The sequence below is a fragment of the Brevundimonas sp. NIBR11 genome (genome assembly GCF_027912535.1).
In the GTDB taxonomy this organism is placed as follows: Bacteria; Pseudomonadota; Alphaproteobacteria; order Caulobacterales; family Caulobacteraceae; genus Brevundimonas.
In genome coordinates this window covers 2710648-2733601 of record NZ_CP115465.1, presented here as the reverse complement: position 1 = coordinate 2733601, position 22954 = coordinate 2710648, and the positions used below count along the sequence as shown (strand labels likewise).

The window sequence follows — 22954 nt, the reverse complement described above, 5'->3', positions numbered from 1 at the left end:
ATGGGGGTCAGCGCAATAGCACCGACTGAGGTCCGGCAGAGACGGACCAAATCGGCTCCTTGCTTGAATCCCTTCAGGCACCGCCTATTAGGATTTGAGTTTGAATGACCGAGAACCGAAAGTATGAATGGGCCGAGGTTTCTCTGGAAGATATGCTTTTGGCTTACAGAAAATGTAAGGCCGACTGCTTTTATGAACGCTCTCTATATGCAACCGAAGCATTTATAGAATACGAAAAAGAACTTACCAATAACATTACGCGACTTCAGATTATACTACACTCTGGAGAAGTTTCTTCTCTTTTTTCCCAAAATCTTGGTACTCCGAGAGTATTTGCGAAAAAGCTTTCATTAGATCGTCGAGGCGACAATCCAACGGATCATAGCTTTTTCTCGGACTCCAACCGAGCCTTTGGCAGACTTGGTCAAGATTACGATCTAGTTCCAGAGTTTCGGCTCGTCGGTGAATTTCCGGTCGATTTCCACATACTGTCCGCCTTATGGATAAACACCGTTGGTTGCCGCTATGACGCCAAGCTACGCAGCAACGCCTATGGCTCACGTCTACGCCGATATGGCGAGCGGCACGATATGGTTGGGCGACCAACTGATGGATATCATGAAGAATCCGTCGGCTCATTCGAGCCTTATTTCAAACCCTATAAGGCGTGGCGCGACCAAGGAATGCAAGCCATCAAGAATTCGCTTGCTGAGGGTCAATCTGTCATTGCGCTTACTCTAGATTTTTCTTCTTACTATCATAACGTCGATCCGACTTTTATGACAGACCCTCGCTTTCTTGACGCTATTGGTCTAAGGCTTAATAGCTGGGAAATAGAGTTTACTAATACCCTCGTTTATAGCCTTATGGAATGGGGTTACCTTGCTCAGGCTACCTTATCTTCTGGTACATTGCAAATTGTCGAGCGAGGCGGCCTCCCTATCGGCTCATCTGCTGTAAGAATTATCGCAAATGTACTTTTGATAGAGCTAGACGAGATTATCAAACATCAATTGAATCCGATTTTCTATGGACGATATGTTGACGATATATTCTTGGTGCTTAATGATCCGGGAAACATAAACAGCTCAGATCAGCTCTGGCAGTTCATCAGTGACAGGGCGGACGCTTTTAAAGCAGATCATATCACTGGTGAGGTGTCGATTGAGCTTCCCGGCGGCTACCAAGGATCTACGAGACTCGCATTCCAGACTCAGAAGCAGAAAATATTCTTCTTGAGTGGTCAGTCTGGATTGGATTTGCTCGCCAGCATCGCCCATCAAATTAGAAGCTTGTCCAGCGAACGGCGGCTCATGCCGCTGCCGGAGGAACTTGAGGCGGCAGCATCAGCTCGGGTTCTAGCTGCATCCGAAACCACCGCCGAAGATGCCGATTCGTTCCGACGGGCAGATGGCCTTACCATCCGCAGATTAGGCTGGGCGCTCCAGCTAAGGTCGGTAGAAATTCTCGGACGTGATCTGCCCGCCGACACCTGGAAGCCGGCTCGGGAGAGGTTTTATGCGTTCGCACGCGCACACATTCTTCGCCCGGATAAGATCCTTGAGCAAATAGACTATCTCCCGCGGTTGCTGTCACTGGCCATCTCTCTCGCAGACTGGGAAGAAGCGGCGGCGCTCCTGCGGGCTGCTCACGGCGCACTCGACCAGTTGAGAATCTTGACTGCTTCAGGAAGCTGCAGGATAAACGGCGTTCGCCTAGATCAAACCAGCGACGATATTTGGTCTGATTTAAAAAACTGGATCAATCATTCTTGCCGGGACGCGGTTATCAGATCCTTCCCTTGGGACCGTCGAACAGGCAAACCATTGGGGGTTACGCGGCGAGGCGGCGCGGTACTCGCCTCGGTAGGCCTCACTCGATCTTCGGCCCATGAATTAGCTCTCGCGGCACGTGAAACGGACCTCGCAAAAACACCATTCAAAGAGCACCTTCGTCTCGATGCCAGTGCCGAACCCGCGCCCAAAAGTGGAGAGGATTTGCTGGAAGAATCCTACCGAAATTCTGGCGAACTCCGGGAGTTTTTACAGAAAACTCGCGGCGAAGAACCCGGGTCCGGCGTGCGGAGAATCAATGTTCGCTGCGAGACGCCCGAGGGAACCGAGGGGTCTATGATGCCTTACTTGGCTCCAACCCGGCCATACACTGCGCAGGAGATCGCATTATACCTTCCGGATGAGTGCGTATTCGGTGCCGTGGAGGAAACCACACAAGCGCTGGCAGGGTATCTACGCGCAATTCGAGGGGTGTGGTCGAGAAGAGCTGGGGAGCTCACGTCTGATTATGCGCCCTATGATGATATTGATGAGGTGCCCCCCGGGGGGCGAGTCGCAATCCTGGGAGAAACTCAAGGCGAGTTACGCTTGGGAATTACCAGCCTACTGACGACCGATGCCGCTTGGTCGAAAGGGGCGGCAGGCGCAGTCGATCTTTCCCCCGAACGATACAGACGACTTGCGACCATAGTGAACCTAGCCGTCAAGGCTGACCCTCGCCCAACCCATCTTCTGTTGCCGGAAGTAAGCCTGCCTGAGGCATGGTTGGGCACCCTCAGTGGCGTACTACTCGAAGCGCGCATTAGCTTGATCGCCGGCTTGGACTACGATCACTACACAATGAATCGCGTGAGCAGCTCCGCTGTCATGGTTTTAACAGATGGCCGACTTGGCTATCCGTCTGCCGTGCAGGTCCGACAGCCGAAAATTCTACCGGCACCCGGCGAAGAGGAGGCCCTGCATGTCATGCACGGAAAAACATGGCGCGATTGGGGGGATCCGCTCAAGCCGATCTATATCCATAACGGCTGCCATTTCGGCGTACTTATTTGTTCTGAACTTCAGAACATGAACTATAGGAAATCGTTCCAAGGAAATGTTGATCTAGTATCAATTCTATCGTGGAACAAGGATCTAGACACGTTCTCAGCGCTCATAGAATCTGCCAGCTTAGATGTTCATGCTTATATCGCCGTTGTTAATAATAGACATTACGGTGACAGCAGAGTTAGAGCTCCGGCGAAAATGAGTTTTGCAAGGGACGTCTGTCGTATTCGTGGCGGCGAGAACGATCATCTCGTCGTCGTGCGCGTCGACCCATCCCACCTTAGAGCGCAGCAGAGCCGCGCTCAGCGTTGGCCTCGCCACCATGATAGGTACAAACCAACGCCTGAAGGGTTCGTGCTGAAGCCTTCGCGTTACATGACGCCAAGCTAGCGCCGATCAACTTGGGATCAGCCGAGGCACGTCCCGGTGGTCGGCGAGGGTCGCACCCCAACCGCCTGAGCTGGACCTCGCCGGCCTGTTGCAGGAGTGCGCCGGGGGCGCGGCGCTCGATCTCGGCGAGGACGCTCTGGAGGCCGGCGCGGCCGTAGGCGCCTCTCCCCGGATCGAACGGGCTGTGTCAGGTTCTGTCGGGATGACCCCGGAGCCCGACGCCTGATGTGCAATCGCTTCGTTCCGCCGCCGACGTTCGACACGATCGGGGACGAGATCCGCCAGCTGGGGATCGTGCTGGAGTTTCCGGCCGGGCGGCCCAACCTGCCGCCCGAGTATGGTATCGGCGACATGCCGCCCGTGGCGCTGCGCGCCGGAGACGGCTTGAGCCTGTCGCCCATGACCTGGGCGTGGAAGGGGCCGGGCGGGAAGCCGGTGTTCAACTTTCGCTCCGACGGAAGGACCTTCGGCCATTCGGAGCGGTGCCTGATCCCCGCGGCGGGCTTCTTCGAGTTCACGGACGCCGAGCCGGGCCACAAGAAGAAGACCAAGTGGCGGTTCGACCTGGTAGACGCGCCGTGGATGTGGATCGCGGGCGTGGTCAAACAGGGCGCCTTCGCCATGCTGACCACCGAGCCGGGGGCGGACATCGCGCCCTATCACGACCGGCAGGTCTGTGTCCTGGCGCCCGGTCAGGCGCTGGAGTGGCTGGACCTGACTCGGGCCGAGGGGGAGCTGTTGCGGCCCCTGCCGGCCGGGTCGCTGTCGGCGACCAAGGCCTATCCGGAAGAGGCGGACGCGTCGTCGCCTGAGGGCCCCCGATTGCTGTAAGGGGCGGGGATGAAGACCCAGACCCTGGATGTGTTGGTGGTCGGCGCGGGCGCCGCCGGAATGATGTGCGCCATCGAGGCCGGGCGGCGGGGGCGGTCCGTGCGGGTCGTGGACCATGCCTCCAAGCCCGGCGAGAAGATCCGCATCTCGGGCGGGGGACGGTGCAACTTCACCAACACGGGAACGTCGGTGGCGAACTTCCTGGGGGAGAACCCCCGGTTCGCGGCGTCTGCGCTGGGGCGGTATACGCAAGGCGACTTCGTCAAGCGGGTCGAACGGGCGGGCATCGCCTGGCACGAGAAGACCCTGGGCCAGCTGTTCTGCGACGACTCGGCCAAGCAGATCATCCGCATGCTGACCGACGACATGCGGGCGGCCGGCGTGGTCCTGTCGCTGGGCGTGGGGGTGGATCGGGTCGAGCGTGTGGGTGACGGGTTCGAGGCGGCGTTGTCGGACGGGTCGGTGGTGCGCTGTGCGTCCCTGGTCGTGGCGACCGGCGGCAAGTCGATCCCCAAGATGGGGGCGACGGGGTGGGGCTATGACCTCGCGCGCCAGTGGGGCTTGCGGGTGACCGAGACGCGGCCGGCGCTGGTCCCCCTGACGTTCGAGCCGGGGCTGCTGGAGAAGACGGCGCCGCTGTCTGGGCTGGCGGTGGACGCTGTGGTCTCGGCGGGCAAGACGACGTTCGAGGAGGCGATGCTGTTCACCCATCGGGGCTTGAGCGGCCCGGCCATCCTGCAGATCAGCTCATACTGGCGCGAGGGAGAGGCGATCACGGTGAAGATGGCGCCGGGCGTGGACGTGCTCGGTCGCCTGAAGGCGGCGAAGAATGAGAACGGCGGCAAACAGGCGGTGCACACGGCGCTCGGCCACATCGTGCCGCGCCGGCTGGCCGAGGTGCTGACGGCGCGGGAAGGCGCCAACGGCAAGCTGGCCGAGGTCGGGGACAAGATGCTGGCCAGGCTCGATCAGGCCGTGAACGCCTGGACCGTCAAGCCTGTGGGGTCGGAGGGCTATCGCACGGCCGAGGTGACCCTGGGCGGTGTGGCGACCGACCAGCTGGACCAGACGACGATGGAGACGAAGACCGTGCCCGGCCTCTATTTCATAGGCGAGGTGGTGGACGTCACCGGCTGGCTCGGCGGTTACAACTTCCAGTGGGCGTGGAGCTCGGGCTGGGCGGCGGGGCAGGCCTGCTGAGTTCAACCTCGCATGGTTAAAGGCCAAGCTTTGAGCACGCTCAGCGAGAGGCTATGAGCGGAAGACTGCAAGGGAGTTCGCCATGCCGGCCATTCATGAGCGCCTCGGGATCGATCCGTGGCGGGGGCCGCTCGGCGCTCCGGACGGAGGGACGGGTCCGCTGGCGCTCGGCCTGGACGATCGCGGCTATGATTTCGGACCTTCCGGCCGGTCGTCCCTGACCCTTGAGGATGCCGCACGCCAGCTGACCCGCTCGGGACTGAGCTGGGCGCCCGCCCTGGGAACCGCCACGACGGTGACCTTCGCCTTTCGCTCGACCGCGCCGTCCCAGATGCCTGACGGCGCCGGGGGCTTCACGGCCTTCACCCAGGCCCAGATCGCCGCGACCCTGCTGGCGCTGCAGGCCTGGTCGGATGTCGCGAACATCGTGTTCACCCGGGTGGCGGACGCGAACGGCTACGGCAATGACGCGACGATGCTGTTCGGCAACTACCAGACGGGCGTGGAGGGCGCGGCCGCCTTCGCCTACCTGCCCGGCTCCACGGCCTCCGGTTCAACGGCCGGCGATGTCTGGGTCAACTCGACCCAGGGGGCCAATATTTCGCCCTCGCCCTTCAACTACGGCCAGCTGACCCTGGTGCACGAGATCGGCCACGCGATCGGGCTGAGCCACCCCTCCGTCTACGACGTTCGCACCTCGTCGCTGTCCTACAGCGCGAACGCCGACTATCGGGAAGACTCCCGTCAGTTCACGGTGATGAGCTACTTCGGCGAGAACCACACCCAGGCCTGGTTCAATAACCTCTACCCGGCCGCGCCCATGCTGGACGACATCGCGGCGGCGCAGCGCCTGTATGGCGCGAACATGACGACCCGCACCGGCGACACGGTCTATGGATTCAACTCCACCGCCGATCGACCCTGGTTCTCGGCCGTCAACGGCGGATCCCAGCTGGTCTTCGCGGTCTGGGACGCCGGCGGCGTCGATACGCTGGACTTCAGTCTCTACACCCAGAACCAGGTCATCGACCTGCGGCAGGGGTCGTTCTCCAACGTGGGGGGGCTTGTCGGCAATGTGGCCATCGCCAGGGGTGCGGTGATCGAGAACGTGCGGGGCGGCCTCGGCGCCGACCGGCTGACCGGCAACTCCGCCGACAATCTGCTGACCGGCCACTACGGCGACGATGTCATCGAGGGCGGCCTGGGGATGGACACCGCCGTCTTCCTCGCGCGCCGGTCCGAGTACACCATCACGGTGAACGGTCAGACGGTGACGGTCCGCCACGTCGCCGAGGGCACGGACACGATCACCAATGTCGAGTTCCTGAGGTTCTCCGACATGACCCTGTCCGTCGGTCCGACCGGCGACATCGTCACGACCGGCGGGAGGACGCTCAGCGGAGACGTGACCAACGATCTGATGAACGGCTCGAGCTTCGCCGATACGCTGTCCGGCAGCGACGGGACCGACACCATCAACGGCTTCGCCGGGAACGACGTGATGGACGGCGGGGCGGGCGACGACAGTCTGTCCGGCGGCGATGGCGATGACACCCTGACGGGCGGGACGGGGAACGATCGGCTGGACGGCGGCGCGGGATCGGACCTGGCCAGCTATGCCAACAGCCGAAGCGGCGTCTCCCTGGACCTGACGACCGGCCGGGCGTCGGGCGGCGGCGAACAGGACATCCTCGTGTCCATCGAGAATCTTCGGGGATCCCGGTACAGCGACGCCCTCACCGGCGACGACAACAACAACGCCCTTTACGGAAACGGCGGGGCGGATCTGATGCGCGGGGGACGGGGCAACGACAGCTTCTTCTCCGGAGCCGCCAGCATCGTCTGGGCCGGAACCGACATCGTGAAGACCCAGGCCGTGGTCAACAGCGACCGCACGACCGCCGTGTCCATGGACGGCGCTTTCAACCAGGCTGACCGGCCGGATATCGATCGAGCCTCCAACAACCCGCACGCCACGGTGACGGCCACCAGCAACGGCACCGTGGAGTGGTACGCCTTCACCGCGACGGCCAACGCGGTCGTCGCGGTCGATGTGGATTTCGCCTCGTTCGACAGCGTGGTGCGGGTCTACGATTCCGCGGGCAACCTGCTGGCGACCAACGATGACGGATCGTCCGGCACGGGCGGCGACCTCGGCTACGACACGGATTCCGCCGTCACGTTCACCGCACCGGCCAATGGACTCTACTATGTCGAGGTGTCCGCATGGGCGAGCTCGACCCCAGCCCTCACGACCCAGCCCCCGCCTGTCGGATCGACCTACACCCTGCATGTGACGGTGCCGGGACATCCCGTCAGCTTTACCCGGGCCGGCAGTACGATGCTGGGTGAAGACGGCGACGACACCTTCTATCAGTCGGCCACGACCAGCGCCTCCTACGACCCGGCTAATCGCGGCGAGAGTGACGACATCATCGACGGCGGCGCCGGCATCGATACGGTCGTCTATGGCGGCCACTTCTCCAGCTATGTGGTCACGACGGTCGGCGGCGTCACCACGGTTCGCGCCGACACAGCGGGCGGGACCGGAACCGACACCCTGACCGGCATCGAGTTCCTTCAGTTCGGGTATCAGCGCATCGCCCTGACGCCCTCAGGGCTGGTGCTGCTCGGCGGCCCGGGCCTGGCCCAGGTCAACGGGACCGCCGGCGACGACGTCATGCAGGGCTGGGAAGGCGTCGACTACATGTACGGCGCGGGCGGCAACGACCGGATGACGGGCGGGGCGGGCAACGACTACCTGTACGGCGGGACGGGCATCGACACGGCGACCTACAGCGGCGCGCGTCGTCAGTACACGGCCAATTCGACGACCGTGTCGGGCAATGGCGAGGGGACGGACACCCTGACCTCGGTCGAGAACCTCACCTTCATCGACGGCACCCTGACGTTCGACGTCAACTCCCAGGCGGCCCAGGTGATGCGCCTGTACGATGCGGCCTTGGATCGGGGCGGCGATCCGGGTGGTCTGGAAGGGCTGCTGGACCGGCTGGAGCGGGGCGAGACCCTGTTGTCCCTGTCGCAGGCCTTCCTGAGCTCCCAGGAGTTCCAGGACCGCTACGGCGCGCTGAACAACCAGGCCTTTATCGAGCAGATGTACCGCTTCTGCCTGAACCGCAACGGCGACCCCCAGGGGATTTCCGACTGGACCGCGCGCCTGAACTCGGGGACGACGCGGGCCGAGATGTTGATGATCTTCTCGGAGAGCCAGGAGCATCGCGACCTGATGCAGCCCACCCTGAACCAGGGCCTGTGGGTCGCCGACGAAGCCGCCCTGACCATCGCGCGGCTGTATGACGCGACCTTCGACCGCGCGCCGGACGTCGGCGGACTGGCGACCTGGACCGCCAATCTGAAGGGCGGGATGTCGGTTCTGGACATCGCGGCGGCCTTCGCCTCGGCGGCGGAGTTCCAGCAGCGTTACGGCACGGTGAGCAACGAGCAGTTCATCCGCCAGATGTATCAGTTCTGTCTCAACCGCGAGCCCGATCCGAGCGGCCTGGCCACCTGGACCGCGGCCCTGAACTCGGGAACCAGCCGCGCCCAGATGCTGCTGACCTTCTCCGAGAGCGCCGAGCACATCAACCTGACCGCTTCGCAGTGGTGGGGCGGGATCCGGTTCGCCGGCGCTCCGGCGTCGCCGCTGGCCGAGGACGACGGCAAGGGGGACGGGGCGCTGGTGCTGCCGACGATCGCCGACCATCACGTGGCGGACGCCGGCAAGCCGACGGACGCGCCGGTCTCGCCGCTGATCTTCGACGATCATCTGGTGGACGCCGGCAAGGCCGGGGACGCCCTGGTCCTGCCGCTGATCGACGACGGCTTCGTGGTGATCCCGTCCAACGACGACCAGCCGCTGGCCGACATCCAGTTCGGCGACATCCTGTTCGCCGATGCGCCCGAGGCGGTGACGGTGGGCCATCGCTGGGCCACGCCGCTGGACGACGACATCCTGCGCGGGGCTCACGACATGGGCCAGCCCGGGCACTCGCCGAACCCGGACCTGCACTTCTGGCACTAGGCTGGTCTGCTAGCGTAGGGCGATCTGGTCCGCGTCGTTCACCACGACGTGGGTCTGGAAATAGTATTTTCCGGTCGGCTGGCCGTTCCCGGTGAAGTCGATCCGGACGCGCATGGCCGAGCCGGTGACGGCGATTCGCCGGCCGGTCAGACGGGTCTCCGGCGCGGGGCCGAAGCGGGCCTCAAGACCGGCGAAGGCCGAGGGGCTGATCGCGATGGTGAGGTTGCGCTGGTCTCGGTAGTCGGCCTCGGAGTTGAGATAGAGGCGGCCGTCACGGCGGCCCGTGCCCTGGATCTGGATGACATAGACGCCCGGCACGACATCCGGCGCGGCCTCGGCGGCGGCGAAGATGGCGTGCATGGCGTCCGAAGGGGGCGTGACGCAGCCCGACAGCCCGAGGACGGCGATCGAGGCCAGGATCGCCAGGGGCCGCATCGTCAAACTCAGTGCGCTTCGGGCGGGCGGGCGGCCGGGTCGAGGTATTCGCTCTCGGCGTGATGGTCGTGAGAGAGGACGAAGCGACGGTCGCAGTAGCCGCACTCGACGAAGTCGTCGCCGCCCATGTCGAGATAGACCAGCGGATGGCCCAGCACGCCGCCGCCGTCGCAGGCCACGCGCTTGGTGGCGACGACGATCTCTTCCGGGGGAAGAACCAGCTGATCGGGGTGGCGCGGCGGCATGGACGGGTCCGAGGTCTTGGCGTGAAGAGGTGCGACGCCTAGTTAGACGGCCTGCTCTCGCGCCGAAAGCCCCCAAGCGCGCTGACAAGCCCGCGCCGAAAGAATCCGATGACCGACACGAACGCCCTGCCCGTCAACGCCATCGAGGTGCGCGGGCTGGAGAAGACCTACGCCGGGTCCAAGAAATCGCCGCCGAAGACCGCCCTGCGGGGAGTCGATCTGGTCATTCCGAGGGGATCGATGTTCGGCCTCCTGGGTCCGAACGGGGCGGGCAAGTCGACGCTGATCAACATCCTGGCGGGAATCGTCAACAAGACGGGCGGGACCGCCGCCATCTGGGGCCGCGACATCGACGAGCGGCCGCGGGATGCGCGAGCCGCGCTCGGCGTGGTGCCGCAGGAGATCGTGGCCGATGTCTTCTTCACGCCGAGGGAGGCGCTGGAGGTGCAGGCGGGCTTCTATGGGGTGCCCAAGGACGAACGGCGCTCGGACGAACTGCTGGCGGCGCTGGGTCTGTCGGACAAGGCCAACGCCTATGTGCGGGCTCTGTCGGGCGGCATGAAGCGGCGGCTGATGGTGGCCAAGGCCCTGGTGCACAATCCGCCGATCCTGATCCTGGACGAGCCGACGGCCGGGGTGGACGTCGAGCTGCGTCGCCAGCTGTGGGAATACGTGCGGCGGATCAACGCCGAGGGCGTGACCATCCTTCTGACAACCCATTATCTGGAGGAGGCGCAGGAACTCTGCGACACCATCGCCATCATGAACCGGGGCGAGGTGGTGGCCTGCGAGCCGACGCCGCAGCTGTTACGCCGTCTGGATACGAGGAACGTCGTGGTGACGCCGGAAGGCGAGCTTGACGCCCTCCCGACGGTGGCCGGGTTCGACGTGGTCGCGCGGCCGAACGGCGCCTTCGCCATCAGTTACAAGAAGGGTCAGTCGTCGGTCGAGCACGTGCTGGCGGCCGTCCGGGCGGCGGGGGTGACGATCGCCGACATCACCACCGAGGACCCGGATCTGGAGGACGTCTTCCTGGCCCTGACCTATGGCGATGCGAACGCGGTCAGCCCCACCCGGGACTGAGGCGGGCGGCCCGGACATCAGAGTCCGGTGGACGTGGGCGGCCGGTCGTGCTTTGCGTTAGGCGACGAGCGCCGACGGTGAAGTAGAGACCCCCCATGCAGGATGAAGAGGCGACAGGCCAGCCTGCGGACGGTCAGCTCGAGACCCCGAACGAGACCTTGATGGGACGGGTGGGGCGGCGGCACTGGAAGCAGAGCGTCATTCGACGCGACGGGCTGGACGACCGGAGCGGCGTCTTCTTCGCCGCGCTGGAAATGACGCGGATGCCGATGATCCTGACCGATCCGAGGCAGGCCGACAATCCCATCGTCTTCGCCAACAACGCCTTTCTCGACCTGACCGGCTACGAGCTGGGCGAGATCATCGGGCGTAACTGCCGCTTCCTTCAGGGCGCGGAGACGGATCCCGAGCAGGTGACCGAGCTGCGCGAGGCGATCGGGGCGCGCGAGGCGATCGCGCTGGAAATCCTGAACTATCGCCGCGACGGCTCGGCCTTCTGGAACGCGGTCTTCATCGGGCCGGTCTATGGGCCTGATCAGGAGCTGTTGTACTTTTTCGCGAGCCAGCTGGACGTGACCGCGCGGCGCGAGGCGCAGCAGCAGACGGCCCAGTCGCAGAAGATGGAGGCCATCGGCCAGCTGACGGCCGGGCTGGCCCACGACTTCAACAACATCCTGCAGATCATCGACGGCAGCCTGGAGCGGATCGATTCCCGACGCGACCAGCCGGCGGTGCTGGATCGGTTCCTGAACGCCGCGCGGACGGCGGCCCAGCGGGGCGCCTCGCTGACCCGCCAGCTTCTAGCCTTTGCACGGCGCAGCCGGCTGGAGCCCAAGGCGGTGGAGGTCGGCGCCCTGGTCAACGGGTTCGCCGAGCTTCTGGACAGCACGATCGGGCCCGGCTGCACCCTGCAATTCAATCTTCAGCGCCGGCTGCCGCTTGTGAAGGCGGATCCCGTGGTGCTGGAGACGGCGCTGCTGAACCTTCTGATCAACGCGCGCGACGCCATGGGCGGCGAAGGCGAGATCACCGTGGCGGTCAAGAAGGTGCGGGTCGAGGATGGGACGCGCGCCGGTCTGGCCGCCGGCGACTATGTCTCCATCGAGGTCATCGACGACGGCCCCGGCATGCCGCCCGAGGTTCGGGCGCGGGCGACCGAGCCCTTCTTCACCACCAAGCCGACGGGCAAGGGGACGGGGCTGGGGCTGGCGATGGCGCACGGCTTCGCATCCCAGTCCGGCGGGGTTCTGGAGATCGACAGCGAGGCGGGACAGGGCGCGACCGTGCGCATCCTCCTGCCCGCCGTCGATCCGAACGCCGCCGTCCAGTCCGAAGTCTCGGCCTTCCAGCCGCGCCCGGTCAATCTGACCGCCGCCCCGCGCATCCTGCTGGTCGAGGACGAGGAGCAGATCGCCGCCATGTCGGCGGACGTGCTCGGCGAGCTCGGCTACCGGGTCACGGTGGCGCACAACGCCGAGCGGGCGCTGGAGATCTTCACCGGCGCGCTCGAGACCGGGCCGTTTGATCTGGTCTTCTCCGACGTCGTCATGCCGGGCGAGATGAACGGGGTGGCCCTGGCCCAGGAGGTCCGTCGGCTGAGTCCCACGACCCCGATCCTGATGACCACCGGATACAACGACCAGATGGCGCTGGAAGGTCCGCAGGCCGAGGCGATGGACGTGCTGGGCAAGCCCTACAAGCCCGCCGACCTCGTCGAACGGGTGCAGGCCGCCTTGAGGAACGGGGCGCGGACCGGTCCCGGACGACGACCTTCGGACTTCGGCCACGCCGAATCCTGAGACCGGCGCTTTTGGGCGCCGCGCCTTGCCCGTGACGTCATCCCGCCGTATCCCGGCAGCATGCCGAATACGCCCCTGATCTGCCCGTCCATCCTGGCCTCTGACTTCGCCAAGCTCGGCGAGGAGATAAGGGCGCTGGAGACGGCCGGGGCGGACTGGATCCATGTCGACGTCATGGACGGCCATTTCGTGCCGAACATCACCATCGGCCCGGACGTGGTGAAGGCGCTGCGGCCGCACACGTCGTTGCCGTTCGACATCCACCTGATGGTTGCGCCGGTCGATCCGTGGATCGAGGCTTATCATGCGGCGGGCGCCGACATCCTGACCGTCCACCCCGAGAGCGGACCGCATCTGCATCGGACGCTCGATCGCATCCGGCAGCTGGGCGCCAAGGCGGGGGTGGTGCTGAACCCCGGCACGCCGCTGTCGGTGCTGGAGGAGGTGGTCGATCTGGTGGACCTGGTCCTGTTGATGTCGGTCAATCCGGGCTTCGGGGGACAGTCCTTCATTCCCTCGACCCTGAAGAAGATCGAGAAGACGCGGGCCATTCTGGATGCCGCCGGATCGAAGGCGCATCTCCAGGTCGACGGCGGGGTGACGGCGGCCAACGCCGGGGCCTGCGTCGCCGCCGGGGCCGATGCGCTGGTGGCGGGCACGGCCGTGTTCAAGGGCGGGCCGGACGCCTATGCGGCCAATATCGCCGCCATCAAGGCCGCATAAGGTGAACTCCTTCGGGCCCTTCGCGGATCGCAATCCGCCTACGCCGAACGTGGGCGAGGGCGCCATACCCGGCCTGCGCGGCGCGCCGGTGCGCACGCCGGTCCGCTCCAGCGGCGTGAACACTGGACCGACGCTGTGGCCCGCCATCGCCGGGCGCGTCCTGACCCGGCAGATGTGGATCGAGCTCTATGGCCTGCCGGGTTACGGCATGACCCTGGGGCTGCCGAAGGCGACGGCCTTCGCCGCCACGCCGCGCGACTTCCGGCCGGCCGATGTGAATCTCGGCAAGGCGGTGCTCGGCGGGCGGTTCCCGCTGGCCGGATCGAACATGGAGGCCGAGGCGCCGGCCGATCCGTGGAACCGGCCGAGCCCGTCCAAGGCCTTCGCCGTCGATCTGCACGCCTTCGCCTGGATGCCTGCCTTGATGCTGCAGAGCGAAAAGGGCGCACGCGAGGCGCTGCGGCTGACCCTGGCCTGGGCCGACGCCTTTTCGCGCTGGTCGCCCTTCGCCTGGGATCCGCAGATTCTGGCGCGCCGCGTCTACAACCTGGCCTGTGCGGCCAAGAAGATGGGCGCGGTGGCGTCCGAGCCCGACCGGTTGAGGCTGGCCGATACGCTGGGGCGTCAGGCGCGGCAGCTGTTGCGGCCGCCGGGCGGTCTGGCGGGGAAGGCCGAACGGCTGGTCGCGGCGGCGGTGGCCGGCTGCGTGCTAGCGGGACCCTCTGGCTCGGGTCTGAGGAAGGCGGCGCTGGGCCGGCTGCCGGGAGCGTTGCGAGTCACGGTGGCGGGCGACGGGGGGCATGCTTCGCGCTCGCCCGAGGCCGGGATGGAGCTGCTGCTCGACCTTCTGACGCTGGACGACGCCCTGTCGCAGCTGTCGGAGGGCGCGCCCGAGGCCATGAGCGGGGCCATCATTCGCCTGACCACGGCGCTGAGGCTTCAGGTCCTGCCCGACGGGCGGCTGGCAGGCTTCCAGGGCGGGGGACCGTCGAGCGTGGCGCGGGTCGCAGCGGCGCGGGCCCATGACGAACACGCCGAGGCGGCCGCCAACGTGGCCGGGAGTGTCGGCGGGCTGTCTCGCATCCGCTCGCCGCTCCTGACCATCATGACCGATGCCGGTTCCCCGGGACGCGGCGCCTGGTCCGAGGCGGCCTGCGCCCAGCCGCTGGCGCTGGAGGTCGTGTGCGGCAAGGACCGGATCGTGACCGGCTGCGGCTGGACGCCGCGCGCCGCCGACCGGCAGGGGCTGAGGCTCACGCCCGGCCACTCGACCCTGACCCTGGGCGAGCAGTCGTTCGCCGAGCCCCTGGGCGGGTGGAAGGGGGAGCTTCTGGGGCCGCGTCTGTACGGGCGGCCCTATCATCTGACGTCGGAGCGTCGGGATGGCGACGGGGCGGTCTGGCTGGAGGTCGAGCACGACGCCTGGGCCCAGCCGTTCGGTTTGATGCATCAGCGCCGCCTGTATCTGGATCAGCGCCTGGACGAACTTCGGGCCGAGGAGCGGCTCCATCCCGCGGCTGGGCCGCGCGACGTGGTGCGGGCCATCGCGGCGCCCTATGCCGTGCGGTTCCACCTGGAACCGGGGGTGCAGGCGTCACTGGCGCGGGACCGTCGCTCGATCCTGCTGCGCGGCCATTCCGGGCGGGGATGGTGGTTCAGGACCGACGGTCCGGACGTGGCGATCGAACCGTCCGTACACGTTGACGAGGGCCTGACGCGGCGCTCGCTGCAGGTCGTTGTGCGGGGGTCGGCCCGGACGGACGCCGAGACCAAGATCCGCTGGAAGCTGAGCCCGGCCGGGGCGGCGGGCGATCCGGCGACCTAGGGCTTAGGCTAGGGATCAGGCGACAGGTTCGGCGGCCTTGGACTTCTTGACCTTCGGCGGCTTCGCCTTCTTGGGCTTGGCGGCTTTTTCGGCGGCCTTCTCCAGCGCCTTCTCGGCCTTACGGGCCTCCTTGGCGGCCCTCTTCAGGGCCTTGGCCTCGGCCTTTTCCAGATCGGGCTGGGCGTCGGCGGCGGCGGCGATCTCGGCCAGCATGTCGAGGAAGCCGTCGCGCTTGGCCTTGGGCAATAGGCCCATGATCCGTTTGTCGGCGGCCTCAACCTTCGGACGGGCGGCGTCGAGGAGGGCCTGACCCTCGGGCGACAGGCGCACGGCCTTGGCGCGCGCGTCCAGCGACGAGCGTTCGCGCGACAGCAGGCCCTTGGTCGTCATCCGCGCGACGAGGTCGGCCAGGGTCGAGCGGTCGATGCCGGTGGCGCGGACCAGTTCGGTCTGGGTCAGGCCTTCCTTGACCGAGACGGCCTCCATGACGGCGAACTGACGCTGGGTCGGGCCGTTCTCGCCGGCCTCTTCGGCATAGATGTCGAGGGCGAGTTGCAGGGCGCGGTGCATCAGATGGCTGGGCGACTCCGCGAGCGTGCCCGCGCGCCGCGCCTGTTTGCCGGATTTGACCATGCCACTGTCCCCTGTGCCGTATGCGGAGGGTTATCAGCCGCGCTTTACGGTTTGACGACGGTGGTGCGACAGCGCGGCCGTTTTACCTTCCACCCGTGCGCCCCAGCGAAGGCTAAGGCGCACGGAGATGGGCTTAGGGCGCCGTGTCGGGGCGGGCCGGGGCGGACGCATCGACCGGCGCTTCGGAGATCAGGTTCTTCATGATCAGCGGCAGTTGCGAGAGGCCGAAGACCGAAGACGCGATCCAGAGGACGCCGCGGAAGCTGACCCAGACGTCCGCCGGGTCGATGTGGCCTTGGCCCATCCGGGCGGCCGCCCAGCCGACGAGGGCCTCGGACCGGACCAGTTCGTTGACGACGGCGACGGCCGCGAAATAGAGGCCATAGCGCAGGGTCAGGGTGCGCCAGGCGGTGTCGTTGACCGGGATGACCGTGCCGAGCAGAGCCTTCAGCGGCTGTTTCTTCATCAGGTATCCGCCGATCAGGGCGATCGCCAGCGAGGCGTTCAGCACCGTCACCTTCAGCTTCACGAACAGGTCGTCGTTGAAGACGATGGTCAGGACGCCGAAGACGAGGGCGAAGCCACCGACAAGCAGGGGCATCAGGGCCAGACGCTTTTCGACCATCAGGCCGACGGCCACGGCCACGACCGACCCGGCCACCAGACCCCAGGTCGCGTGAACCAGGGCCTCGTCGCCAGGCAGGCCGCGCACCCGGAAGAAGATGAAGGTGGCGGCGAAGGCGGCCAGGGCGCCGAAATCGACGACCTGACGGATCCAGGTCGGCGGCTTGGCGTGGGCGGTCTCGGGGGCGGCGTCGGTCATGATCTAGTCCTCGAGGCCGACGAGCGAGCGGGAGAAGGCGCGGGCGTCGAAGGGTTGCAGGTCCTCGATCCCCTCGCCCACGCCGATCAGCTTGATGGGGGCGTCGGACGCCTGGGCCACAGGCACCAGCACCCCGCCGCGCGCCGTGCCGTCCAGCTTGGTCATGACCAGACCGGAGACGAAGGCGGTGCGGCCGAAGATCTGTTCCTGGGCCAGGGCGTTGCGGCCCACGGTAGCGTCCAGCACCAGAAGCGTCTCGTGCGGGGCGTCCGGATCGGTCTTCTTCAGCACCCGCACGATCTTCAGCAGTTCGTCCATCAGGGCGGACTTGTTCTGGAGCCGCCCAGCGGTGTCGATCAGGACGACATCGAAGCCCTCGTCCTTAGCCTTGGCGTAGGCGTCGAAGGCGAGGCCGGCGGCGTCGGCGCCGTCGCGGCGGCTTTCGAAATGGGCGCCGGCGCGCTCGGCCCAAACCTTGAGCTGTTCGCGGGCGGCGGCGCGGAAGGTGTCGCCGGCGACGATCATCACCTTGGCGCCCTTGCCGGTCAGGTCGGCGGCGATCTTGCCCAGCGTCGTGGTCTTGCCCGAGCCGTTCACCCCCACGAACAGGACGACGTAGGGTTTGATCCCGCCGCCGACGCCGTCAGGACCCAGCGGGTCGAAGCTGGCCTGACGCGGCAGGAGTTCGGCGGCCACGGCCTCGGCCAGGGCCTCCTTCACCTCGCGTTCGGAGGGGTTGGCGCCGAAGCGCAGTGCGCGGAAGCGTTCGACGATCCGGTCGGTGGCGGCGGGGCCGAGATCGCTCTCCAGCAGATGCTCTTCGAGTTGATCCAGAGCCGCCTCCGAGAGGGGCTCTTTCACGAAGGCGGAGACGACCTGTTCGGTCATCTGCTGGCTGGATCGGGCCAGTCCCGCGCTCAGGCGCTGGAACCAGCCCTTCTTGGGCGCGTCGGTCATGAGACGGCTTTAGCGGGGCGGCGGAGGGGCGTCACCTTTTCCTTTCGTCATCCTGTGGCGTGTAGTTTGGGCGCCGATGAGTTTGGCTCTATATGAGCATAACCACCTGAGGACCGCGCCTTGGCCAAGACCCACGCCTTCCACTCCCCGCGCACCCATGGCTTCGTCCGGGCTGCGGCGGCGACGCCAGTGGTGAACATCGCCGACCCCAAGGCGAACGCGGAGGCGCATGTCGCCCTGATCAAACAGGCGGGCGAACAGGGCGTGGACCTGATCGTCTTCCCCGAGCTGAGCCTGACCGGTTACGCCATCGACGACCTGCATATGCAGACCGCCCTGCTGGACGAGGTCGAGCGGCAGATCGCCATGGTCGCCGCCGTGACGGAAGAGACGGGCGTGGTCGCCGTCGTGGGTGCGCCGCTCCGTTTCAACGACGCCCTCTACAACTGCGCCTTCGTAATCGCGACGGGCGAGGTCATCGGGATCGTGCCCAAGACCTATCTGCCGAACTACCGTGAATACTACGAGAAGCGCTGGTTCGCCTCGGGCGCCGATCTGGACGACCACGCGACCATCTATCTGATGGAGCGGCACGTCGAGGTGTCGCCACGCCAGGTGTTCGAGGCCGGCAACCGGCCGGGCTTCAGCTTTGGCGTTGAGATCTGCGAGGACTTCTGGTCGCCGCTGCCGCCGTCCACGCATCAGGCCCTGGCGGGCGGCCGCATCCTTCTAAACCTGTCGGCGTCCAACATCGTCATTGGCAAGGCGGACGAGCGCGCCATGCTCTGCGCGAGCCAGTCGGCGCGGGCCATGGCGGCCTATGTCTTCACCGCGTCCGGTTGGGGCGAAAGCACCACCGACCTGGCCTGGGACGGGCAGGCGACCATCCATGAGCTGGGCGCGCCCCTTGCGTCGGGCGAGCGGTTCGCGCTGGAGTCCCATCTGACCGTTGCCGACATCGACGTGGACCGGATCGGCATGGACCGGCTGCGCAACGGAACCTTCGCCGATTGCGTCAGGCTGGAGCGCGGCGACCGGTCCTTCTCCTGGTCGAGTTTCACCGCGCGTGAGGAGGCCTTCGAGGGCCCCCTCCTTCGCCCCCTCGACCGTTTCCCCTTCGTGCCGGATGATCCGCGCAGGCTCGATCAGGACTGTTTCGAGGCCTTCAACATCCAGGTGCAGGGGCTGATGCGCCGGATGACGGCGACGGGGGCGAAAAAGCTCTGCGTCGGGATTTCGGGCGGACTGGATTCGACCCAGGCCCTGCTGGTGGCGTGCCGCGCCTTCGATCAGTTGGAGCTGCCGAGGACGAACATCCTCGCCTTCACCATGCCGGGGTTCGCGACCTCGGACGGGACGAAGTCCAACGCCTGGGCCCTGATGCAGGCTCTGGGCGTCACGGGCGAGGAGATCGACATCCGTCCCGCCGCCGAGCGGATGCTGGCCGACATCAAACACCCGTATGCGGACGGACAGCCCGTCCACGACATCACTTTCGAGAATGTGCAGGCGGGTCTGAGGACCGACTATCTGTTCCGGCTGGCCAACCAGAACGGGGCCTTCGTGCTGGGGACCGGGGACCTGTCGGAGCTGGCGCTGGGCTGGGCCACCTACGGCGTCGGCGACCATATGAGCCACTACAACGTCAACGGCGGGGTGGCGAAGACCCTGATCCGGCACCTGATCCGCTGGGTGGCGGGACGCGACGACATGGCCTCGGCGGCGTCGACGCTGCACGCCATCCTGGACACGGAGATTTCGCCCGAGCTGGTGCCGGTGGGGGCGGACGGGAAGATCCAGTCGACGGAGGGGACGGTCGGTCCCTACGCGCTGAACGATTTCTTCCTGTTCCACATCACCCGCTTCGGCATGAGCCCGTCGAAGGTCGCCTATCTGTGCCATCAGGCGTGGGGCGATGCGTCGAGGGGGGAGTGGCCGGCGCATCATCCGCAAGCCGATCGGGTCGCCTACGACCTGGCGACGATCAAGTTCTGGCTGCGGAAGTTCCTCATGCGCTTCTTCCAGACCAGCCAGTTCAAGCGCTCGGCCCTGCCCAATGGGCCCAAGGTGGTCACCGGCGGGTCGCTGTCGCCGCGCGGCGACTGGCGGGCGCCGTCGGACGGGAATGCGCGGGTCTGGTTGGATGAGCTGGACGCGAACGTGCCGGACGCCTGACCTTCCTTCTCCCGTTGGGAGAAGGTGGCCGCGAAGCGGACGGATGAGGGTCGGGTCTCCCCGGTAAGGCACGACCCTCACCCTTTCGCGCCAGAACGACGGCTATCGCCGCCGTGCGCTCAAGCCCTCTCCCATCGGGAGAGGGAGATCAGGGCACGTCCTTCAGGAACTCGAAGATCGCCGCCTTGCTTTCCGGCTCGTCCAGCATGGGGGCGTGGCCGACGTTCGGGATTTCGGCATAGCGCATCTCGGGCGCGGCCTTCTGCATACGAGCGGCGATGTCGGCGCCGAGAAGGTCCGAGGTTCCGCCCCGGATGAGAAGGGTTGGGCTTTTGCGCGCCAGTCGGCGGAAATACGGCCAGAGGTTGGGGACCAGGGCCTTGGCGCCGGCGGCCTTGATCGGGACCGAGATGTCGGGATCGTAGTTCAGGATCGGCGCGCCCTCCGTGCCCTCCTTGAAGATGCGGCGGGCGAAGGCGTCCCAGTCGGCGTCGGTGTAGTGCGGTAGGGCGACTTCGTTGATTCGCTTGGCATAGGCGGCCGCGGCGGCCCAGGTCGGCGTGTCCACCGGCTGGCCGGAGTATGAGGCGATGCGGGCCAAACCTTCCGGCGAGACCTGGGGGCCGATATCGTTGAGGATCGCGGCGGCGACCACCCGGCTCTTCAGCGCGGTGACCGCCATGGTGATCAGCCCGCCCATGGAGGTGCCGAGGAAGACGGCGCGCTCGATGCCGGCGGCCTCCAGCAGGCCCAGCACGTCCTTCGCATAGACCGGCGGCTGATAGGTCATGGGGTCGGTGGCGCGGTCGGACTTGCCGCGGCCCCGGACGTCCAGCGCCAGGACCCGGCGGCCGCTGCGGGCGATCAGGGGCGCGATGGCGTCGAAGTCGGCGCTGTTCCGCGTCAGGCCGTGGATGGCGATGACCGGCAGCTGGGCCGGACCGTCTGCGCCCGGATAGTCGCGGGCAAACAGGCTGAGGCCGTCGTGGGAGGTCCAGCGACGCTCGGAATAGTCGGCCATGCAGCAAACTCCGTGATCAGGACGCCCCCGCGTCGGCCTCGATCTTATTTCATCGTGCGGGGAATTGCGATCAGCCGCCGAGCAGGTCGCGGACGAAATGATCCAAGTTCCCGCCCTCGAACAGGAAGCCCGGCATGCCGGCCCGGCGCGCGGCCTCCAGGTCCGACTGTCGGTCGCCGATCAGGAAGGAGCGGGCCGGATCGATGTCGTGGTCGGCGACGGCGCGCAGGATCATGCCGGGGTTGGGCTTCCGGTCCGGATGGTCGGGGTGGAAATATTTCGGATCCCCGGCGTCCTTGTGAAACGGGCAGGCGTAGACCGCGCCGATGCGGGCGCCCTTGGCGGCGAGCTTCCTGACCAGGGCGTCGTTGAAGGCGTTCATCTGGTCTTCGGTGAAGTAGCCCCGCGCCACGCCGGACTGGTTGGTGACGATGACGACCAGATAGCCCAGCGTATTCAGGCGCCGAACGGCCTCGGCAGCGCCGGGGATCAGGACCAGATCCCCCTCCCTGTGCGGATAGCCGCTGTCGGGGATCAGGACGCCGTCACGGTCCAGGAAGACGGCCGGGTGCGAGGTCGAGGCGGTGTTCAAGACGGCGGGCTCCGGATTCGGACGACGATGGGATAGAAGCCTGCGTTGCAAGGCGCAACGCGAAGTGACCCTGTTCGGTTTGGCTTTGCAGGGTCGCTCGGGTTAGACGGCGGCCACCTTCGAAGGCCGCCCCTGATCCGGGATGTGCGCCGCCCTGATTCGAGAAAGGTTCCCCCATGAGCATCGCCTTCATCGACCTGCAGGCCCAGCGCCGCCGTCTGGGCGGCAAGATCGAGGCCGCCATGATGGCCGCTGTCGAGAGCGGGGCCTATGTCATGGGTCCGCCGGTGCGCGAGTTCGAACAGGCGCTGGCGGCGTTCGGCGAGGCGAAACATGCGCTGGGTTGCGGCAACGGGACGGACGCCCTGGTCCTGCCTCTGAAGGCCTGGGGCGTGGGCGCGGGCGACGCGGTCTTCGTGCCGAGCTTCACTTTCTGCGCCACGGCCGAGATCGTGCCGTGGACCGGGGCGACGCCGGTCTTCATCGACATCGACGCCGCGACCTACAACATGGACCCCGGCCATCTGGAAGCGGCCATCGAGGCGACGCTGGCCGAAGGCAAACTGAAGCCGAAGGTCGTGATCGCCGTCGACCTGTTCGGCCAGCCGGCCGACTATCCGGCCATCAAGGCGATCTGCGACAGGCACGGGCTGAAGCTGATCTCGGATTCGGCGCAGGGGTTCGGCTGCACCATCGACGGCGAGCATCCGCTGAAGTGGGCCGATGCGACCACGACCAGCTTCTTCCCGGCCAAGCCGCTGGGCTGCTACGGCGACGGCGGGGCGGTGCTGACCAATGACGACGCCCTGGCCGAGCTGATCGACAGCTTCCGGGTGCACGGCAAGGCCGTCAGTCAGGATCTGGTCGGCCGGACCTTCGAGCACGAGACCAAATATCTGAACATGCGGGTCGGGATGAACTCGCGTCTGGACACGGTCCAGGCCGCCGTTCTGATCGAGAAGCTGAAGGTCTTCCCCGAGGAGATCGTTTGGCGGAACCGGATCGCGGCTCGCTACAACGAACTTCTGGCGCCGCACGTGACGTCCGTGCCGCAGACGCCGGCCGGCAATGTCTCCAACTGGGCGCAGTATACGATCGAGCATCCGGACCGGGACGGCCTGGGCGCCCATCTGCGTGAACAGGGCGTGCCGTCGGCGGTCTACTATCCGATCCCGCTGCACCTGCAGCCGGCCTATGGCATGCATCCGCGCGGGCCGCAGGGTCTGCCGGTAACCGAGGCCAAGATGAAGACGGTCATCAGCCTGCCGATGCACTCCGATCTGGACGAGGCGACCCAGGACCGGATCGTCTCCGCTGTCGCCAGCTACAAGGGGTAAGCC

At 66.2% G+C, this 22954-nt stretch carries 17 protein-coding genes; 10 read left to right on the top strand and 7 right to left on the bottom strand.

All coding sequences use genetic code 11. The features are described 5' to 3' along the window. The first annotated feature begins 104 nt into the window (after positions 1-104). The 4 genes from O5O43_RS13720 (at position 105) to O5O43_RS13705 (ending at position 9303) form a co-directional block, all read left to right on the top strand. Complete coding sequence (locus tag O5O43_RS13720) at positions 105-3230, top strand: RNA-directed DNA polymerase (protein ID WP_271084457.1); 3126 nt, start codon at positions 105-107, stop codon at positions 3228-3230. Between the two features lie 225 nt (positions 3231-3455). Beyond that, complete coding sequence (locus O5O43_RS13715; RefSeq protein WP_271084456.1) at positions 3456-4061, top strand: SOS response-associated peptidase family protein; 606 nt, start codon at positions 3456-3458, stop codon at positions 4059-4061. A 9-nt stretch (positions 4062-4070) separates the two neighbouring features. After that, positions 4071-5261: an NAD(P)/FAD-dependent oxidoreductase gene (locus O5O43_RS13710; RefSeq protein ID WP_271084455.1), complete on the top strand. Its 1191-nt coding sequence runs from the start codon at positions 4071-4073 to the stop codon at positions 5259-5261. Positions 5262-5343: 82 nt separating this feature from the next. After that, positions 5344-9303, top strand: a complete 3960-nt coding sequence (locus tag O5O43_RS13705; protein ID WP_271084454.1) for a DUF4214 domain-containing protein — start codon at positions 5344-5346, stop codon at positions 9301-9303. 9 nt (positions 9304-9312) lie between these two features. Here the strand turns inward: O5O43_RS13705 and O5O43_RS13700 are convergent, their stop codons facing one another. Together O5O43_RS13700 and O5O43_RS13695 are read right to left on the bottom strand one after the other, a co-directional pair. After that, positions 9313-9738 (bottom strand): hypothetical protein, encoded by a 426-nt coding sequence (locus O5O43_RS13700; protein WP_271084453.1) that lies wholly within the window; start codon positions 9736-9738, stop codon positions 9313-9315. 8 nt (positions 9739-9746) lie between these two features. Next, a complete protein-coding gene (locus O5O43_RS13695) occupies positions 9747-9983 on the bottom strand; it encodes a zinc-finger domain-containing protein (protein WP_271084452.1) in 237 nt (78 codons plus the stop codon). Between the two features lie 108 nt (positions 9984-10091). Here O5O43_RS13695 and O5O43_RS13690 point away from each other — a divergent pair, with 108 nt between their 5' ends. The 4 genes from O5O43_RS13690 to O5O43_RS13675 all read left to right on the top strand — a co-directional run bounded on the left by O5O43_RS13690 (position 10092) and on the right by O5O43_RS13675 (position 15413). After that, entirely contained in the window at positions 10092-11066 is a 975-nt protein-coding gene (locus O5O43_RS13690; RefSeq protein ID WP_271084451.1) for an ABC transporter ATP-binding protein, read from the top strand. Positions 11067-11161: 95 nt separating this feature from the next. Continuing rightward, positions 11162-12865, top strand: coding sequence for an ATP-binding protein (locus tag O5O43_RS13685; RefSeq protein ID WP_271084450.1), 1704 nt, complete (start codon positions 11162-11164; stop codon positions 12863-12865). Between the two features lie 60 nt (positions 12866-12925). Continuing rightward, entirely contained in the window at positions 12926-13588 is a 663-nt protein-coding gene (rpe, locus tag O5O43_RS13680; protein ID WP_271084449.1) for a ribulose-phosphate 3-epimerase, read from the top strand. A 1-nt stretch (position 13589) separates the two neighbouring features. Next, complete coding sequence (locus O5O43_RS13675) at positions 13590-15413, top strand: heparinase II/III family protein (RefSeq protein WP_271084448.1); 1824 nt, start codon at positions 13590-13592, stop codon at positions 15411-15413. A gap of 15 nt (positions 15414-15428) precedes the next feature. On the opposite strand, the gene O5O43_RS13670 is transcribed toward O5O43_RS13675, so the two are convergent. The 3 genes from O5O43_RS13670 to ftsY all read right to left on the bottom strand — a co-directional run bounded on the left by O5O43_RS13670 (position 15429) and on the right by ftsY (position 17826). Then, positions 15429-16046 (bottom strand): MarR family transcriptional regulator, encoded by a 618-nt coding sequence (locus tag O5O43_RS13670; RefSeq protein ID WP_271084447.1) that lies wholly within the window; start codon positions 16044-16046, stop codon positions 15429-15431. A gap of 133 nt (positions 16047-16179) precedes the next feature. Beyond that, positions 16180-16869 carry a septation protein IspZ gene (locus tag O5O43_RS13665; RefSeq protein ID WP_271084446.1) on the bottom strand — a complete coding sequence of 230 codons (690 nt, stop codon included), beginning with the start codon at positions 16867-16869 and terminating at the stop codon, positions 16180-16182. Between the two features lie 3 nt (positions 16870-16872). Then, on the bottom strand, positions 16873-17826 hold the full coding sequence (ftsY, locus tag O5O43_RS13660) for a signal recognition particle-docking protein FtsY (RefSeq protein ID WP_271084445.1): 954 nt from the start codon (positions 17824-17826) through the stop codon (positions 16873-16875). A 120-nt stretch (positions 17827-17946) separates the two neighbouring features. On the opposite strand from ftsY, the gene O5O43_RS13655 reads away from it, so the two are divergent. Continuing rightward, positions 17947-20001, top strand: coding sequence for an NAD(+) synthase (locus O5O43_RS13655; RefSeq protein ID WP_271084444.1), 2055 nt, complete (start codon positions 17947-17949; stop codon positions 19999-20001). Between the two features lie 148 nt (positions 20002-20149). Here the strand turns inward: O5O43_RS13655 and O5O43_RS13650 are convergent, their stop codons facing one another. Both O5O43_RS13650 and O5O43_RS13645 read right to left on the bottom strand, forming a co-directional pair. Beyond that, complete coding sequence (locus tag O5O43_RS13650) at positions 20150-21022, bottom strand: alpha/beta hydrolase (RefSeq protein ID WP_271084443.1); 873 nt, start codon at positions 21020-21022, stop codon at positions 20150-20152. A 70-nt stretch (positions 21023-21092) separates the two neighbouring features. Continuing rightward, positions 21093-21614 (bottom strand): HAD family hydrolase, encoded by a 522-nt coding sequence (locus O5O43_RS13645; RefSeq protein ID WP_271084442.1) that lies wholly within the window; start codon positions 21612-21614, stop codon positions 21093-21095. Positions 21615-21790: 176 nt separating this feature from the next. Here O5O43_RS13645 and O5O43_RS13640 point away from each other — a divergent pair, with 176 nt between their 5' ends. Then, a complete protein-coding gene (locus O5O43_RS13640) occupies positions 21791-22951 on the top strand; it encodes a DegT/DnrJ/EryC1/StrS aminotransferase family protein (RefSeq protein ID WP_271084441.1) in 1161 nt (386 codons plus the stop codon). Positions 22952-22954: the final 3 nt, after the last annotated feature.